The 17,944-nt window shown below is 49.7% G+C and carries 14 protein-coding genes; 7 read left to right on the top strand and 7 right to left on the bottom strand.

The annotated features are described in order from the left end of the window. Nucleotides 1–55: 55 nt before the first annotated feature. Nucleotides 56–646, bottom strand: coding sequence for a hypothetical protein (locus tag MKY42_RS30620; RefSeq protein WP_339847139.1), 591 nt, complete (start codon nt 644–646; stop codon nt 56–58). A gap of 289 nt (nt 647–935) precedes the next feature. Between MKY42_RS30620 and MKY42_RS30615 the strand changes: the two genes are divergently transcribed. Continuing rightward, nucleotides 936–2,147 (top strand): serpin family protein, encoded by a 1,212-nt coding sequence (locus MKY42_RS30615; protein ID WP_177185826.1) that lies wholly within the window; start codon nt 936–938, stop codon nt 2,145–2,147. A gap of 13 nt (nt 2,148–2,160) precedes the next feature. Here the strand turns inward: MKY42_RS30615 and MKY42_RS30610 are convergent, their stop codons facing one another. Beyond that, a complete protein-coding gene (locus tag MKY42_RS30610; RefSeq protein WP_339847136.1) occupies nt 2,161–2,742 on the bottom strand; it encodes a GNAT family protein in 582 nt (193 codons plus the stop codon). 111 nt (nt 2,743–2,853) lie between these two features. On the opposite strand from MKY42_RS30610, the gene MKY42_RS30605 reads away from it, so the two are divergent. Continuing rightward, a complete protein-coding gene (locus MKY42_RS30605) occupies nt 2,854–4,335 on the top strand; it encodes a PLP-dependent aminotransferase family protein (protein WP_339847134.1) in 1,482 nt (493 codons plus the stop codon). On the opposite strand, the gene MKY42_RS30600 is transcribed toward MKY42_RS30605, so the two are convergent. Further along, nucleotides 4,323–4,862: a helix-turn-helix domain-containing protein gene (locus MKY42_RS30600; protein ID WP_339847132.1), complete on the bottom strand. Its 540-nt coding sequence runs from the start codon at nt 4,860–4,862 to the stop codon at nt 4,323–4,325. The genes MKY42_RS30605 and MKY42_RS30600 overlap by 13 nt on opposite strands. Nucleotides 4,863–5,126: 264 nt before the next feature. Between MKY42_RS30600 and MKY42_RS30595 the strand changes: the two genes are divergently transcribed. Beyond that, on the top strand, nt 5,127–7,358 hold the full coding sequence (locus MKY42_RS30595; protein WP_339847130.1) for an MMPL family transporter: 2,232 nt from the start codon (nt 5,127–5,129) through the stop codon (nt 7,356–7,358). Nucleotides 7,359–7,635: 277 nt separating this feature from the next. Next, a complete protein-coding gene (locus tag MKY42_RS30590) occupies nt 7,636–8,589 on the top strand; it encodes a nucleoside hydrolase (protein WP_179262613.1) in 954 nt (317 codons plus the stop codon). A 160-nt stretch (nt 8,590–8,749) separates the two neighbouring features. Here the strand turns inward: MKY42_RS30590 and MKY42_RS30585 are convergent, their stop codons facing one another. From MKY42_RS30585 to MKY42_RS30570, 4 genes are all read right to left on the bottom strand, one after another. Continuing rightward, a complete protein-coding gene (locus MKY42_RS30585; protein ID WP_179262615.1) occupies nt 8,750–10,468 on the bottom strand; it encodes a methyl-accepting chemotaxis protein in 1,719 nt (572 codons plus the stop codon). Nucleotides 10,469–10,663: 195 nt separating this feature from the next. Continuing rightward, nucleotides 10,664–11,401, bottom strand: coding sequence for a hypothetical protein (locus MKY42_RS30580; RefSeq protein WP_339847126.1), 738 nt, complete (start codon nt 11,399–11,401; stop codon nt 10,664–10,666). 106 nt (nt 11,402–11,507) lie between these two features. Next, a complete protein-coding gene (locus MKY42_RS30575) occupies nt 11,508–12,245 on the bottom strand; it encodes a DUF3105 domain-containing protein (protein WP_177185827.1) in 738 nt (245 codons plus the stop codon). Between the two features lie 266 nt (nt 12,246–12,511). Beyond that, nucleotides 12,512–13,426 carry a zinc ribbon domain-containing protein gene (locus MKY42_RS30570; RefSeq protein WP_090903351.1) on the bottom strand — a complete coding sequence of 305 codons (915 nt, stop codon included), beginning with the start codon at nt 13,424–13,426 and terminating at the stop codon, nt 12,512–12,514. Between the two features lie 303 nt (nt 13,427–13,729). Between MKY42_RS30570 and efeO the strand changes: the two genes are divergently transcribed. Genes efeO through MKY42_RS30555 form a run of 3 tightly spaced genes read left to right on the top strand, consistent with a single transcriptional unit; the run spans nt 13,730 to nt 17,821 of the window. Further along, nucleotides 13,730–14,623 carry an iron uptake system protein EfeO gene (efeO, locus tag MKY42_RS30565; protein WP_339847118.1) on the top strand — a complete coding sequence of 298 codons (894 nt, stop codon included), beginning with the start codon at nt 13,730–13,732 and terminating at the stop codon, nt 14,621–14,623. Nucleotides 14,624–14,627: 4 nt separating this feature from the next. Further along, the gene (efeB, locus tag MKY42_RS30560; RefSeq protein ID WP_339847115.1) at nt 14,628–15,908 is read left to right on the top strand and encodes an iron uptake transporter deferrochelatase/peroxidase subunit; all 1,281 of its coding nucleotides are present in this window, start codon (nt 14,628–14,630) and stop codon (nt 15,906–15,908) included. A gap of 14 nt (nt 15,909–15,922) precedes the next feature. Further along, nucleotides 15,923–17,821: an FTR1 family protein gene (locus MKY42_RS30555; protein WP_339847113.1), complete on the top strand. Its 1,899-nt coding sequence runs from the start codon at nt 15,923–15,925 to the stop codon at nt 17,819–17,821. The last annotated feature ends 123 nt before the right edge of the window (nt 17,822–17,944 follow it).

Here is a 17,944-nt window from a genome sequence, read left to right as displayed (position 1 = left end):
CACCCGGCTATTTGTTTGCTACCGCGGCAAGTCCACGATATCGTTTCTTCTTTCCTTAATGCTCTTTCGAATCTTCTGGAGCTTTACCTTCGTTGACGTCGGATGACGTCTTTACCTCCAGCTTTGGCTCTTCGTTTGTCTCATCAAGCGCAGAAGGTGCCGACTCACCTGGTATCACCTCACCCTGCTCAATCATGCGTTTCACGACCTCATAACAGTCCTCGACATGTTTGTTGCCGACATACCGCATGGCCGTGAAGCTGAGCGCGGCTGCCAGTCCCTGACCTGCAAAAGGAACAAATTTGGCCACCGATTTGGTAGCTACACGTACCCCAACCCTTCTCAGAACCTGTACGACCAGTTCTTTGGTTACCATACGTCCGATGACTTTACTTCCGATGGACATGATGAATCCGTAGATCATGGATTTGGTCTCAGGGTCCATACCATCGAGCTGCTTTTGCGATAATCCGAATTTATTGTTAATGGCAGGCAGTAGCTGCATGAGCATCCCCACATCGGCCAGGACATCTGTACCGGGAAGAGGAACGAGTGTTGTACCAGCAGAAGCGGTGGCTCTCTTTTTGACCATGGTGCGGCATTCCTTGCGAACTTGCTCCAATTGTTCCAACGTTGCCGGAATCATAGGGAATCCCTCCATTCGTATATGGTATAGATATAACCGTTTTGTCTCGTTTTGAATGGTGTTTGTTACAGTAGAAATTGGTGACCTTGGCATATGAGTGTAACGTAACCTTTTTTCTCAACCGTACGTCTAGTAAAAAAAAGGAAATTACTGAATCGCTATGACGGTATCTGAGTATTACGGATGAGGGGGGATTACGATGCATGCACGGTTAAGAGTGTTACTGTTATTATGCTGTATAAGTGGGCTGATCATTACGAGCTGTTCAGCAAAGGAGGACCCAAACAAGATGCAATTTAATTCGAATCAGGAGTTATCCGAGTCAGAACGAAAAGCTGCTCTGAAAGAGATCGAACCCAAAAGAATCCAAGCCATGAACACCATGGGGCTGCATATTCTTCAACAGATGGGTACAAAAGAAAAAGCTGACGGGAATAATCTGCTGATCTCTCCTTACAGCATTGCGGCGGCGATTGGCATGGCATATAACGGCAGCGTAGGTGAGACTAGGCGGGAAATGGCAGAGGTCATGGGGTGGTCGGAGCTAGAAATGGAGCAAGTGAATGCTTCTCAAGCGGCTTTGCAGCAGTTGTTGACCCATCCGGGAAAAGGAATACAGATCGGTATTGCGAACTCCATGTGGATGAAGGACGGAATCCCGGTAGAGGAAACGTACCAAACATCCCTACAGCAAACGTATGAAGCCGAAATTAGGACACTCAATGGACAACCAGCACAAGCAAAGGAAGAGATCAATCAATGGGTGAAGCAGCAAACCGAAGGTATGATTCCAAACTTGATGCAGGAGCCCCCCGAAAAGGAAGCCCTAATGATTCTGGTGAATGCCATTGCATTTGATGGTAACTGGATGGATGAGTTTGACCCGGAGTACACGACGGACGAAGAATTCAAGCTGGCAAATGGAAAGGAGCTGTCTGTGCGGATGATGCATCAGAAGAAGCAGTTCCAATACTCGGAGAATGAGGACTGGCAGGCGGTTAGGCTTCCTTACGGAGATGGCCAGATGCATCTGCTTGTCGTTTTGCCGCGAGAGGGACGTACGCTGGATGAGATTCAGCAGCAGTTGCTGGATGACCCTGAACGGCTAGATACTGGCTCCGAATACAGCTTAGTTGAGCTGTCCTTGCCGCGTTTTCGTGCGGAGTATGGCATGAACCTGAAAGAGACGTTGCAGCAGATGGGGATGGAAATGGCCTTTGATCCTTATGCCGCTAATTTCACGGAAATGATTTCTCCCGGGCCGAACTTGCAAGTATACATTGGTCAGGTACTGCATCGTGCCGTGATGGAAGTGAGCGAACAAGGCACTGTAGCTGCTGCTTCAACATTAGTGGGAATGGCGGCTGGAAGTGCTCCGCCCACAGATTGGACCAAGATGGAGGTTAATCGTCCATTTATGGTTGCTGTAGTGGATAAATCCACTGGAGCATGGTTATTTGCCGGGAACGTAAACCAACCGGAAGAGATTCCCTCCCGGTAGCGCGTAGTTTACGTTATCCAAGTCTGCTGACATGTTGCTCTCGGAATTCATTCTCCAGCATGCTCATCTGAATGGCGTCGTGGTATTGATGATTGTAATACAAGGCATCTCGCCGTACGCCTTCGCGTTGAAATCCGAGCTTCTCATATGTACGAATCGCACGTTGGTTGAAGGCATACACTTCAAGCTCGATTCGGTGCAGATTGCAGATACCGAAACCATAATCCAGCATAAGCAGCAGTGCCTCGCTGCCATAGCCTTTTCCTTGATGCTCTATTTGATCAATGGCGATCCGGATGTGCGCACTTCGATTTTTGGTATGCATGTCCATCAGTGCAATCTCCCCGATGACCTGGTTATTCTCCTGCAAGGCAATCAGCAGCATCAAGCGTGAGTCATCCTGGGCCGCGTTTTCGATGTAACGTTCTACTTGGGTACGGGTGAAGCTGTTTTGTGTTCCAGTAAGTCTGCGCAGCTCGGCGTCAAACAATCCGGGGAAATAGGTATCAACGTCAGTCGATTCAAATGGACGCAGATAGATGCGGTTCGTTTCCAACAGACGTGGGATGCGTGGGGATGGCGTTGGTTGAGACATGGGTTATTCCTCCTGTGAGTTCAAATCATTATGCCATCAGTATAGCTGAATACTGTATACTTCCAAATATGCAGTTTGGACAAATTCAACAGGACAGATGAGGTGCAACTCATGAATCAATTACCGAAAATGATGGGAAATGACAGCATCCCTATCTACGTACAGCTCTCGGATCACATCAAAAAGGAAATCATTCAGAGGGAGCTGGTGGAACATAGCAAAATGCCTTCTGTACGCAAGTTGGCCGAGATGCTGGGCATAAGTACAACTCCCGTAGAATGGGCATATCAACAATTAATTGCCGAAGGTTATGTATACAGTCAGCCGCGAAGAGGATATCGGGTACGTCCCATCACGGATCGTTATAGTGAAATTCAAATTCCGGCGAGAACCGAGCCTAAGGATATGCAAGTTCATGAACACCACCATCATGAACGTAAAATAGAGGGAAATGCAATTCGTCCAATAAGAGTGGTCGAATTTGATTTTCACATGTCACGTAATGACTTCAGCCTGTTTCCGTTTGGCAAGTGGCACCAGTATGCGAACCGGATCTGGCGTGAAGAGGCAGAGGAATTATTGTTCTACGGAGATCCACAGGGCGAGTGGGGCCTGCGATGTGAGATTGCCAGTTATCTTGGACAGTTCAGGGGCGTAAACTGTTCTCCAGAGCAGGTTGTATTGGGTGCAGAGCAGCACTTGTTAATGTGTTTGCTTGTGCAGACGTTAACTCACAAGAATGGACTACAAACCATTGGGGTAGAAAATCCTGGCTATCGGCTGCTGCCGGGCACATTCCGGAATTATGGTTATCAAGTGGTTCCAATCTCCCTAGATGATGAAGGATTAGATATATCAGAACTGGATCGTGTGGGAGTGAAAATAATAAGTGTCTCACCTTCGCACCAATTTCCTCTGGGCATGACTATGCCCATTGCCAGAAGATTGGCTTTGCTGGAATGGGCGGAGCGAACGGGTGCATACATCATTGAGGATGATTATGACGGCGAATTTCGGTATCATGGACGGCCTATTCCGTCCATGCAGGGTTTGCGAGAGGGCAGCAGGGTGATTTATATGGGCGGATTTTCCCAAGTTCTCGCTCCTGCTCTGTGTGTTCATTATATGGTACTTCCCAAGGAGCTAATGGGTTCCTTTCGGGAGATGTACAAGACGATCCTGTTTGAACAGTCCGCCTCCCGTCTTCATCAGCGCACGTTGGAAATGTTTATGCATGAGGGAGAGTTGGGTAAACACATTCGTAAAATGCGTAATGTTTATAAGCGCAAACATGACTTGATTGTTCAGGCAATTCGGCAGTATATCGGAGAAAAGGTTGAGATAATTGGCCAGAATGCCGGATTTCATCTGGTGCTTAGAATTGCTTCAACACAAACAGCCGCGGAGCTGGTAGCTGCGGCGTTAAGCGCTGGTATACAGATTAGTTCAACAGAATACCTGTGGACGGATGGGAGTGAACCAGCAGATGGCAAAAGGGAATTCATTATAGGGTTTGCTGGTATTGAAGCGGAACGCATTGGACCGGGTATCGCCGCATTGGCAAAAGCATGGAGAGATCTTTACGCCTTGTGAGCGGCTCCGTCCAAAAATAAAGCTGCCAGCTCACGTGCCAGATCGGAAATCGTTGCATACATGTCGCGTACGCCTTCGCGGTTTGCCAGCATCAGCAAGGAAGTGAACGCGTGGGCAAGCAGTATCGGATTGGCAGATCGCAAATAACCGTTGTCCATCTCCCGCTTGAAGTGGGTGGCAAGGACTTCATAAATGCGGACTTCGGCTTCACGGATCTGGGCCAGCTGATCTGCATCCAGATAGGTATTGGCTTCACGCATCATGGTCTCGGTATCGACGTGGGAGTGTTGCATCCGTCCTTCCGCAACTTTCTCCAGCCGCTCTTGCAATGTACCGGGTGCATCCATACGAAGAGCTGTTTGCTGCATGCTCATGGCCATCATACTGGTGATGGCGACGGTGAACAGCTGTGGCTTGCTGGAAAAATGATAATAGATCGATGCTTTGGTCACGCCGCATAGCGAGGCAATTTGCTGAAGAGAGACGGGCTCATACCCGTATTCCATAAATAGCCGCGAGGCGGTCATCAGTATTTTCGACTGGGCTGATGCCTGATCAGCGCCTGCTTTGGGCCTGCCGGGCGAGCGGGGCGGGTTCTTTTTTTTGCTCATGATTGCATACCTCTTTACTTATTCATGTTGGCTGTACAAAATTGTTCACAAAATTAGTATTTGCAATATTAACCTTCTGGTATATATAATTAAGTCAATTATACTATGACCCGTGGTTCATTTCTATATTTATCACATAAAAACGGCTTCATAGAACCAAAATAGGGAGATGAAGAGACAATGCAAGAACGTTCGGGCTACGGCCGCTGGGTTGCCGGCAAACGAAGCAAATGGATTACATTGTTGGTATGGATCATCATCGCGGTTGTTCTTGGTGTAGTGTGGCCTGCGGTAGGTGACCGTGAAACGAATAACGCACAGGATCTGAGTGATTCCAAGCCATCGGTGCAGGCGGCAGCAGTTGCCCAGAAAGAGTTCCCCGGAGGCGAAGGTGTTCCTGCGCTCATCGTATGGCGTCAAGCCGGGGGGCTGACGGATGAACAGATTGAGAACATTCAGGCGTTAACCGAGCGACTGGATCAAGATCCGGTGGAGCAGCAGCAATCTGTTGTACCACTGTATCAGTTGCCGCCACAGGCCCTGAAAGGTCAGCTTTCGGAAGACGGAAGCACCTTGGTTATGCCGCTCTTTTTCAATCAGGAAGCTGATTCGTCACAGCTGAAGGAAGGCATTGAAGCACTGGAGCAGAAAACGAAAGACATTTTTGGCTCCGACCCATTTGATGTTGCCATTGATGATGTCAGCGCACTAAGTGCACGGGTTACTGGTCCGGTTGGGATATCGATTGATGCGAGCGGATTGTTCTCATCTGCGGATGTATCCCTGCTGATTGCAACCGTTGTGCTGGTACTCGTGCTGTTGCTGTTGATCTACCGTTCGCCCGTACTGGCGATTATCCCGATTATTGCAGTTGGGTTCGCTTATATGGTCACCAGTCCGATTCTCGGATTTATGGCGGATCAGGGCTGGATTACAGTGGACGCGCAGTCCATCTCGATTATGACGGTGCTGTTGTTCGGTGCAGGAACGGACTATTGCCTATTCATGATCTCCAGATTCCGTCAAATTCTCTATCATGAGCCGGATAAAAAGAAAGCACTCTTCCAGGCGATTACCGGATCGTCCGGTGCGATTGCGATGAGTGGATTTACAGTTGTTGCAGCACTGCTTGTACTGCTGTTCGCAGAGTATGGTGCCTATCATCGATTTGCCGTACCATTCAGTTTATCCATCTTCATCATGTTTATTGCGAGCCTGACGCTGGTTCCGGCATTGCTGGCGATCTTCGGTCGGGGTTCATTCTACCCGTTTGTACCTCGGACGCATGATATGGAAGTAGAACGTGCGAAGAAAAAAGGCAAACCAGCGCCTGCTCCGCGTAAAATCAAGGAAAGCTGGATTGGCCGTACAGTAGTCACCAAACCGTGGACGGTTCTGGTAATTACGCTGGTGTTGTTGGGTGGACTGGCTGCTTTCTCTAGCCAAATTAAATTCACGTATGACTTGCTATCGTCCTTCCCGGAGAATGTTGCATCTCGTGAAGGTTTCAAAGTTATTGGAGAACAGTTCTCGGAAGGTGAACTCGCTCCGGCGAAAGTGATTATCGATACAGAAGGTAACGAGACTGATCTGAAGCAGCGTCTGGAATCGCTGGATTACGTAAGCAAAGTAGGTGAAGCGCAGCAGGGTGCTGAGAATGCGAACATCACCGCTTACGATGTGGAATTCAATCTGAATCCATACTCGATGGAGGCGATGCAGCATATCCCGGATCTGCGGGCAACGGCTGAACAGGCATTGAAAGATGCTGGCATAACAAGCGTGGACAGCCATGTCTGGATCGACGGTCAGACGGCTGAGCAGTATGACATCGAAGTCACCGGAGAGCGGGATGCCAGCATCATTATCCCGGTGGTGATCGGGATGATCACGTTGCTGCTGCTGTTATACCTGCGTTCCGTTGTAGCAACGGCGTATCTGATCGCGACAGTAGTACTATCCTACTTCTCTGCATTGGGCTTGGGATGGCTCATTATTCACTATGGACTAGGAGCAGACGCCATTCAGGGAGCGATTCCGCTGTATTCCTTCGTATTCCTCGTGGCGCTGGGTGAGGACTACAACATCTTCATGATCTCGAGCATTTGGCAAAAACGCAAAACGATGCCACTTCGCCAAGCGATCAAGGAAGGTGTGGGGGAAACCGGATCTGTTATTACTTCCGCAGGTCTGATTCTCGCAGGTACGTTTGCCGTACTGGCAACACTGCCTATACAGGTACTGGTGCAGTTCGGTATTATCACGGCTGCGGGTGTCTTGCTCGATACGTTCCTTGTTCGACCGTTCATGGTGCCAGCCATTACCACGTTGCTGGGCAAATGGGCTTTCTGGCCAGGCAAGTACGTGCCTGTTCCAGAGAAAGCCAAAAAGAGACAAAAACAATCCATGTAAACGATGGATGGATTCAGACAAGGACAGTGGGAGCTCAAGCCTGCTGTCCTTGTTTTTACCATTTTCCTATTGGAGTGCAGGCTGCTTCGGGCAAATGCTGAGATGGAATGGGGGAACTGTAAAATATCCGCAGAATGAGGCATGTTTCCTACTTTCTTTAGTTATGGAAGGTTTACGTGGCCAAGGGTTTTGGGACATAATAGAGGTAACGTCAGCCACAGGCAGACGGACGGGATGAACATCAATGGGACAACCAGGGGGAAGGATGAAAACAAGCATGACGAACCAACTTAGTGTGTACTTTAACCATGACGGCGGCGTGGATGACCTCGTATCGCTGTTCATGCTTCTACAAATGGACAATGTAAATGTAACCGGTGTATCGGTTATTCCGGCAGACGGATATCTGGAGCCAGCTACAGATGCCAGCCGTAAAATTATCGATCGCTTCGGCACATATTCCGTAGAGGTAGCGAAATCCAACTCCAGAGGGAAGAATCCGTTTCCTGCGGCGTGGAGATTGCATTCCTTCTATGTAGATGCACTTCCAGTACTGAACGAATCCGGCAAAATGGAAGCTCCTTTGTCTGCCGTTCCGGCCCACCAGCATCTGATTGAGAAAGTGCGCAGCACCGAAGGCAAAACGCTGCTCCTGTTCACAGGACCGCTGACTGACCTCGCGCGTGCACTGGATGAAGCACCAGACATTGAAGAGAAAATTGACAAGCTTGTATGGATGGGTGGAACGTTCGAAAGAGGGAACGTTGAAGAGCCTGAGCATGATGGTACAGCAGAATGGAACGTATTCTGGGACCCGGAAGCGGCTTACCGTGTATGGCAGAGCGGTATCCAGATTGATCTGGTAGCCCTGGAAAGCACGAACAAAGTACCTCTGACACCTGCTGTACGTAACCGTTGGGCTGCAGAGCGTCGCTTTGAAGGCGTTGACTTCCTGGGTAACTGTTATGCAGGATGTCCGCCACTGGTATACAGCGAAACGAATTCCACGTACTATCTGTGGGATGTGTTGACTACGGCTTCCGTTGGACGTGAAGACATCGTGAAGAAGAAAACGGTGAACTGTATTGTTATCCCGGATGGTCCAAGCCAGGGGCGTACGGTGGAACAAGCAGACGGACGTCCAGTACAACTCGTGTATGATACCGATCCAGAAGCGTTCTTCACATACATGACGGATTTGGGCAAAAAAGCTGCTCCGCAGCGTTATTAATTCAGGCGGCCGCAAGGCCAGCCTCCATTAAAGGTACAACCAAAAAAAAGCCGCAGGCAGAGTGAACAGGAATGGGGTAATCCCCATGTTTCCGTTCCCTGCCTTGCGGCTTTTTTTGTATTCATCTGGTGGGCTATTGATTGCCCATTTGCAGTCAGATTTATATTTTGAATCGGCTTATCAACCCGTTCAATTCACTGGACAACACACGAAGGGATTCCGCAGATGTACTCATCTCATCCATCGATTGCAGCTGCCCGTCAGTTGCAGCGGAAACCTCCTGAATGCTGGAAGAAGACTTGCGCGAGATATGTTCCATATCCTCAACGGAGGCGGATACTTCTTCGGCACTGGCGGAGAGCTGCTCGGAAGCGGCAGACACTTCGTGCAGACGTTCATTCATCGTCTCAATGCCGGAATGAATGGACGTGAACGAGCGTCCTGCTTCCTGAACAACAGCCAGACCGGCCTGAACTTCTGAGGTACTGGCCGACATATGCGAAGATAAAACGGCAGTCTGACGCGTCATTTCGGCGATCAGTTCAGTCACATGCTGGGACGATTGCTCGGATTCCCCTGCAAGCTTCCGAACCTCGGAAGCAACAACGGCAAATCCGCTGCCATGTTCCCCGGCCCGAGCAGCTTCAATGCTTGCATTCAATGCCAGCAGACTGGTCTGGGAAGCGATGCCCTTCATCATGTGGGCTACCGATTCAATTTTGCTGGAGTATTGTGCAAGCTGGGAGGTAGTTGCTTCCATCTGGGCGTTGGCCTGATGAATTTTGTCCATGCGGTCGATCGCTGTGTTGATGTTGGTCTGACCCTGCATCGCGTTATGGGTCGTCTCCTCGGATACATCAGCCACCATGGAAGATGAATTCGCAATATGCTGCATGCTGCGTGTAATTTCCTCCATCGCTACAGTTACTTCGCCTGCCCGTGCAACCTGCTCCGCAGCGCCTTTGGCTGTGTGGTCTGTGTGCTCAGCAATGCGCTGGCTGGCTTCCGCTGTCGCCTGCGAGTGTCTGGATACCCCTTCGGCTGCTTGCAGCAGGGAATCGGAGCTTTTGCGGATGCCTGTCATGACATCTCGTGTATCCGTGACCAGATGTTTGAACTCCGAAGCCAGTTGTCCAACCTCGTCCTTCCGTCCAAGCTCGACATCGACGGTCAGATCACCTTTGCCTACCTCAGCAATGATCTTCTTCAGTTTCACCAGAGGACGGGTCAAATAATGAGCAAATCCATAGACCAGCAGCACGCTGAGTAATACGATGGCAAAGGCAGTCCAGATCATGGTCATCCGATTGCGTGTCATTAGCTCGTAGACGGCAGTAGAGTCGAGGTCGGCACCAACCAGACCAAGCAGTTCCCCATTAGCCCCATGAATGGGTACATAAGCTGTAATCGTTGCGCCGTATTCATCCTGGGTCAGATCGCCCCGGAAAGGTTCGTTTTGTGCAAAGGCTTGCAGCATTCCCGCATATTGGTTCTCTTCAGGAGACCCGTAAGGCGAGAAATCATCCTCTTCCACATCTGGAGCAGCGCCATCCACCACGTAATAATACGATGCGGCTCCGTTCTCTTCACGCTTACCAAGCGTGTATAGATACTTCAACCCATTGGCCTGGCGAAGCTGGCTGAGTTGTTCGCGCAATATGTCGTAATACTCGGTTTGATCCTGTCCTGTACTGAGCGGTGCATACAGGGAGGTGTCGATGGATTGCGCTGCTCGTTCGGCAACAGCCTGCGCCTGCATGCCCATTGATTGTTCAACCAGCTGTGCAGATGAGCGATACATGGTAATGCCAAGAACGGCTCCTGCCGCTAGCATCAGACAGGAAAAAAATAAAAAGATACGCATAAACAAACTGTTCATTAGTAGAAATGTTCCCCCTTGATATGTAGGACTGTTAGCCTTTCTCAATTGCATACGAACGTATATGTATTCATTTCTATCTGAAATATCGGCATCGGGAGGGTAAAGAATTAGCTCCTGAATCAAGATGATCCGGGAGCTCTAGTGGATGAGGCATGGATCTTTTACGGTCCATGAAAAAATCGCGAAGGCTTTTTAAGGAATTGGCACTAGTTGGTCATCTTCAATCTTCCATTGTGACATCTCATCTTTAGTCACTTCTGCTTTAAAAGTGTTGGATTCCTGGTCATACATCACTATAGCGGCATTCATGACTTTATTCAGATTTGCGCTTACCAGGTATTCCTTATCCATTTTATAGATGGATGTTTCCGCTGCTGTACCAATGGTAGCAACAATCTCCTTAATCCCGTCCTGATCTACATCAGCCTCCACAGTATGTGCTTCTATATGTAGCACCGTTGGGGGGGAAGTGCTGAGAGACACATAATTAGAAATTGGTGCATTAGCTCCAACAGAGCTGCTCACTTTTACGTAAGATTGCCCCAAAACATTAACTGTACTTGTCGAATAGTCGTTGGCTCCTTCATACCCGATCTGTCCCATATCATAAGTTCCGTCTTTAAATTGAAGTGCAGCATAAACTTTCTCTACATCATCATTCTTTTTATACGTTAAAACCTTGGACTCATCAACTGCTTGCCTCTTCAATTGTTTAGATTGCTCTACTGCATTGATTTTGGTTAGTGGCTCGGCAGTTAAGGACGTTGTATACTTCAACTGAAACTGCTTTGCTTCTGGTGTTACTACATTCGCAGCAGGCTGCTCCGTTGCACTGGTAGTATTATTCGTTGGTGAAGGAGCATCTGAAGACGTGGTGCTGCATCCCGTAACAACTCCCAATAAGATTAATGCTGTTACTGTTTTTTTCATTGAAAACCAACCCACTTTCATTTTTGCTTGGATCTTGGACACAGATTTCAAGCATTATTGTCTCGTCTTTCTAGACGATAACAATCACATATTTGTTGTTAAAATATTACATCGTCCCGCCACCTTGGCGGATGGAGGCAGGGATCTTCTCTGGTCCCTGGTTAATATATTTATTAATAAAAGTGCCTACTTTGGCATCATCGAATTGGTCCAGCTTCATCGTTTTGGTCCATGCCGTCACAACGACCTCACTGCCCTCAGGGATGTCCTTGTTCGGTACAGCGAGAATACCTGATCCAGCTTTGCGGAACTTGGCAAGGTATTTCAGATGCTCCTTCAGCTCATCACTTGCGTTCTCACGATAATAAATGATGATATCCCCATGCTCCAGATTATGTACCAGATATGGATAGCCGGGGAAATCGGTGTAAAATCCAAACTTGATATCATGCGGGTTATGAGGCCCCGACGTCGGGATGGTCATCTCATATTGAATCGGTTCTTCCGTATGATCGGCACCGTAGTATTTATCGTCGGTCACGTCGATCGCAGCACCAGCCTTCAGATCCGCAACATCATATGTAGTAAGTGCGCCCTGCATGAAGAAAAGAACAAACGCAATGATCGACACCCCCAGTAGTGCATGAGCAGCCATGCGGATGGATCGGGTTTTCTTTTTAATCACAGCTCGTTCATTCTTCTTCATATGTGCCAGTACAGACTTCTGGGTGCGTGAAGACCAGATATAAGCTGCGATGGAGAACAATAGAACGATTGCCCCGACGATAAGCCACAGGTAGGATGTGCCTGCCTCGTGGTCCATTTGCATATGATTCATATTCATGTCCATATCGATTTCCTCTACCCTTCGTAATAAAATGAATGATCATAACAATACACTACATAATGTAGTGTTAATGAAAATGGTACAGATCCCATATAAGCATGGGGGGGTTCTCACCTCATATCCTTACGTAAAAAAGAACATACCTTTACACTACACATTATAGTGTATGGAATGTAACGAGTGCAATCTGCTGACGCTGAAACAAAAGAAGACCCTCCCCGGATAAGGAGGGAGAGCCTTCGTAAGAGCTTTTAAATTAGATGCTACAGACGACCGTATGGAGAATACATCAGGCTAATCAATCCAATGATTGTAGTGCCCAGAAAGCGAGAGAGAATAAAAAACAATACCACATTGGCAATCAACACGCTGTACATGCTATCGATGGCTGCCTTCGTACGATTCAGCGGATACTGGAACAGCACCGTGTTAAGAGATACAAAGATAATCAAATACGAGACAATGAGGAAGAAGATAGCGATGGAATACGAGATAACAATAAACAGATTTGCCAGAACGAGCGACGCTACAGCGGGCACAAGCAATGTACCGAACTGGGCAACCAGTGTTTTGGGACGGAACGTTATTTTTTCAATCTTAAGTATGGCATACATCAACGCGATCGCTACGACCAATGAAATGGCGGTGAACAACAGTGGTCTGATAAACCCACCAATGAACAATCCGTCCATATCCATCCGGGCGAATGTAATCAAAAAGTATGTAGAGGATAGAACCGCAATCAGAGCCATCGTGATCCAACCGTTAAGAGAATGCTGTTCACCAACGGTTTTCATGGTTTGATAAGGGCGGGTGAGCACACTAAGGAAATAGGATAGATACTGTTTGCTTACTTCTTTGGCTTGCTGAACTTTCTCATTTTGTACAATGTTGTTCCACTGATTGGTGTTGTTGTTTCCTGAAGCTGAAGCGCCCTCTGTGCTGGAAGAGTCGGATGCATGTTGTACAGGTCTGGAAGCAGAAGGTGTGTTGGGAGAAATGGGAGCGTGAGGAGGTGTCGCCTGTGTGCTCGACCAACGGGTATATTCAGGTTCGGCAGCAGCGGATTGTTGCTCCTGAGCGGAATTTGCAGTAGGGGAAGAAGGAGTTAGATTAGCGCCGCACCTCTCGCAAAAGCTGGCATTTCCATTTTCATGATTACATACTGGGCATTTCATGGCATGAGCCTCCAATTTCATAAAATTAAGATAATATAGACATTTTGTCTCATTTTAACGGGTGATGACGAAGTTTGTCTATGTTTTCAGGGGAATTAATACCCGGTATTTTCCACCTGAGTATTGATTAAACAGGTCCTCTTATTTTCATATTGACATAAGTATGCGCCGGATTTATGATGTCTTTACCGAAATTGATAATCATTATCATTAAATGAACGTTAATCTAAGGGTTTGTACTCATCGACATATTTATCGCAGGTGTACAACCATATCAGTTTAACCAATGGGGAGTGTATCGTGTTGAAAAAAATATTGGCACTGCCGGCTGTTGTGCTGGCAACTTCGGTTTTACTCGCCGCTTGCGGCAATAATGAAGCGGCTACGGGCAAGGCAGAAACACCTGCTGCTCAAAGCGAAAATCAAACTTCCACAGAAACTACGGATGCAGCAGATCAGGAAGCGGCCGGGAGCGATTATACAACCGCAGTGGATGGCTATCGCACGTTTGCAATTGAGCAGATTGATGAATTCGTGAAGCAAACGGAGAAATTTACGGATGCCGTGAAAGCTGGTGATCTGGAGACTGCCAAATCATTATATGCACCAGCTCGTATGTATTATGAACGTATTGAACCGGTAGCCGAGGCACTTGGGGATCTGGACCCGAATATCGATGCACGTGACGGAGATGTGGAGGCTGCCGACTGGCGCGGATTCCACCGGATTGAGAAGGCACTTTGGGAAGACAAGACGACCGAAGGCATGACTGACTTTGCGGATACCTTGTTAAGTGATGCGAAGCTCCTGCGTGCCAAAGTCGAGACGATGGACATCGATGCGAGTCTGATGGTAACGGGTGCGGTAGAACTGTTGAATGAGGTTTCCTCCAGCAAGGTAACCGGTGAAGAAGAACGTTATTCCCATACGGATCTGTATGATTTTGCAGCGAATGTAGAGGGAGCACGCGAGATTTATAACCTGCTCAAGGATGATCTGGCTGCCAAAGACAAGGATCTGAATCAGCAAATTGCGGACCGATTCGATGCACTGGAGAAAGAGCTTGCTCCATTCAAGGATGGAGACGGATACGTTTCCTATGAGAAGCTGAAGGATGAAGACGTGAAGAAGTTGAGTCAGAACCTGGATGCATTGGCCGAGCCGCTGTCGAATATGGGACAAGTACTGGGAGTGTAGAACGATGACCGAGCAGAAAAAGGATTCGCTGAAAAAGCCGTTGTCACGGCGTGAAATGCTGAAGCTGACCGGCGTGGCCGGACTGGGTCTGCTCTTGGGCGGAGGCGGTGCCAGCGGTCTGATGGCGCTGGGCCGCAAAAGCAGTCCGGCGTCCGCTGTGGAGCATGCCTCGCCGAATGACAAAGGCGTGCCCTTCTATGGCAAGCATCAGGCGGGCATTATTACCCCGGCTCAGGATTTCATCTGCTTTGCCGCCTTTGATGTGACGGCGGGAAGTGCGGATGATCTCCGCCGTCTGTTCAAGAACTGGACGGCCGCTGCCGCTCCCATGGCCGCCGGAGAGATGATTGGCGAACATAATACAACGCTGAATACGCCCCCTACCGATACGGGCGAAGCGGCAGGCCTGACACCGTCACGAACCACGTTGACGTTTGGTGTGGGGCCCTCTTTGTTTGACGGGCGCTTCGGGCTGCAGGGCCGGAAGCCCAAGGGCCTGCGCGATCTGCCGGCATTCGCCGGAGATGCGCTGGACCCGCAGTGGTGTGGTGGCGACCTGTGCGTGCAAGTCTGCGCAGACGATATGCAGGTCGCCTTCCATGCCATCCGCAATCTCGCGCGCATCGCACGCGGGCATGCGGTATTGCGCTGGACGCAGGAAGGTTTCCAGCGCACAGGCCGAGCTGACCCTGCGGGTGGAACACCGCGCAACTTGCTCGGCTTCAAGGATGGCACCGGCAATCCGGATACAACGGATGCGGTGCTGATGGACCAGACCGTCTGGGCGCAGCCGGCTGACGGTCCGGGGTGGATGGCTGGCGGCAGCTATATGGCCGTCCGCCGGGTTCGCATGCGTGTGGAGGTGTGGGACCGCTCCACACTGAAGGACCAGGAGGCGACATTTGGACGCCACCGGGACAGCGGAGCGCCGCTCGGCAGCCGCGGCGAGTTCGATCCGGTAGATTTGAAGGCCAAGTCTGCCGATGGGCAGCCTGTAATTCCGGCAACGTCACATCTGCGTCTCGCGAAGGGGGACGGCAGTCAGCAAATTTTACGCCGCTCCTACTCGTATTCGAGTGGGCTCGATGCCAAGACCGGGCAGCTGGATGCAGGTTTGCTGTTCATTAGCTATCAACGGGACCTGGAGAAACAGTTTATTCCGATTCAGAAACGACTGGCAAAGAACGACAAGCTGAACGAATATACCGTGCACACAGGCAGTGCTGTATTTGCCTGTTTCCCGGGAATTATGAATGGCGGATATATTGGGGACACCTTAATTTAATGGGGAGGATGACAATGATGGGCAGGATCGCAGATCGGAAGGCGCAGAAGCGGCGGATGTACAAAGGAAGGTTGATGCGCTCCTTGCTGATGCTGCTGGTGTTCCTGATGGTGGGGTCCGGGGTAATTCGCTTACCTGGCATGGCACATGCTTCTGGAGAAGGGCTCCAAAACAATGAGCAGTCTGTGCAAAAACAACTGGATAGTCTATTGCCGCCTGTGGGCAGCGCCTTGGTTGAAGCGGGACAGGGCAAGCTGACAGAAGCGACGGAGGATGTCGCTGAGTTCCGGCAACTGTGGGATGCTGCCAGCACGTTGGTGCCGGAACAGAACGCAGATCAGGTTGCGACGGCCGCCAGCGTTGTAGGTGAAGCCTTGTCCAAAGCGGAACAGGCACTGTCGAGCAATGATTCTGATGCTGCCAAGAAAGCATTGGCGGATCTTGCCCGTGCGACCAATCAGTACATTGAGGCGTTTCAGGTGGCAGAAGAGAGCGACGATGCAGGCCGTAAAGCGGCTGAAAGGCTGCTGCCAGACGCACGTAAAAGCTTGAGTGCAATGGAACAGGGCGATTGGACCCAGGCAGAGCTTGCCTATAAACGGATTGTTACGGCCTGGAAAGGCACCGAAGCTCCGATTCGTCAGGATCATTTTGGCGTATACAGCCAGTTGGAGAAAGACATCAGTCTGGTTCGCATTGCAATGCAGGCCGAGCCCCGCAAGGAAGAACAGGCAACAGCGCGTATGCAGGAACTGGTCACGTTGCTCACAGATTACATTGCAGGGACCCTCAAGGAAGGGGAAGTTGAGGATACGTCAGCATCCTCCGATGTTTCTTCATTGTCCGACCTGCTGAAATTATTGGAGCAAATAGAGCAGCAGATTCAAGCCGGGGATACCACTACTGCTGCAACCGGATTGGAGCAGTTTATCGTGGCCTGGCCTTTGGTTGAAGGTCAGGTGCAGATATCATCTCCAGCTTCATATACGGCCATTGAGAATGAAATGGCCGAAGCATCGGGATATGTCGTCTCCAATCCGCCAAATACGGCGAAGGCAACCGAGGTTATAACCCGAATGATCAATCGGCTGGCGCCGTTAACGGCTACCACCTCATACACGGCATGGGATGCGGCATTGATTTTGCTTCGCGAAGGATTGGAAGCCATTCTGGTACTCTCTGCATTGCTCGCTTATGCCAAGAAGAGTGGCGAGACTGCGGCCCGGCGCTGGATCTGGGCTGGTGCCGGTAGTGGTCTGCTGCTTAGTGCGGCGTTAGCCGTTGTACTGTCGCTGACTCTTGCTGTGGCATCATCGGGCAGCACACGGGAGATGATTGAGGGGTATACGGGGCTTGCAGCCGTTGTACTAATGTTGACGGTTGGGCATTGGATGCATAGCAAATCAAATACCCGCTCCTGGAATAGCTATGTACAGCGACAGGTAGGTGGTGCACTGGCCCGGGGAAGTCTATGGTCACTCTTCGCTGTGGCGGGTCTTGCCATATTGCGGGAAGGTGCGGAGACGGCGATCTTTTATATCGGCATGGCGCCTGCAATTGAGACCTCGCAGATGTTGATCGGTATGGGGGCAGCGTTGCTCATCCTGATTGTATTAGCTGTAGCCATTATTCAGTTCAGTGTACGTCTGCCTGTACGATGGTTTTTCCTGACCGCTACGCTGCTGATCTATTATCTGGTATTTCGTTTCCTTGGAGAGAGTATTCACTCCCTTCAAGTCTCAGCAGCGCTGGGGGCTCATATCGCACCGAGTCTGCCGACGATTGGCTGGCTTGGTATGTATCCGACATGGGAGACCTTTATTCCACAACTCGTTGTGCTCGTCTTTATGATCTTCAATTTGATTCGTACAGAGGTACGTTCAGCCAAAGGAGCATCCAAGGCCTCCGTTTAGCACAGAGCTACGAATCCCGATTAGAGGCTGCGTCCTGCTCGCGTCATATTTTGACCGCATCATAAAAAGGGCATCTATAAGTCCCTATAGAAAAAGCCGTATCCTTCACGTTCTATTCTGCGT

Origin of the sequence: Paenibacillus sp. FSL W7-1088 (assembly GCF_037969855.1) — a bacterium.
Taxonomy (GTDB): Bacteria; Bacillota; Bacilli; order Paenibacillales; family Paenibacillaceae; genus Paenibacillus.
Note: the sequence above shows the minus strand (reverse complement) of the source record. Positions and strands in the feature narration are given on the sequence as shown.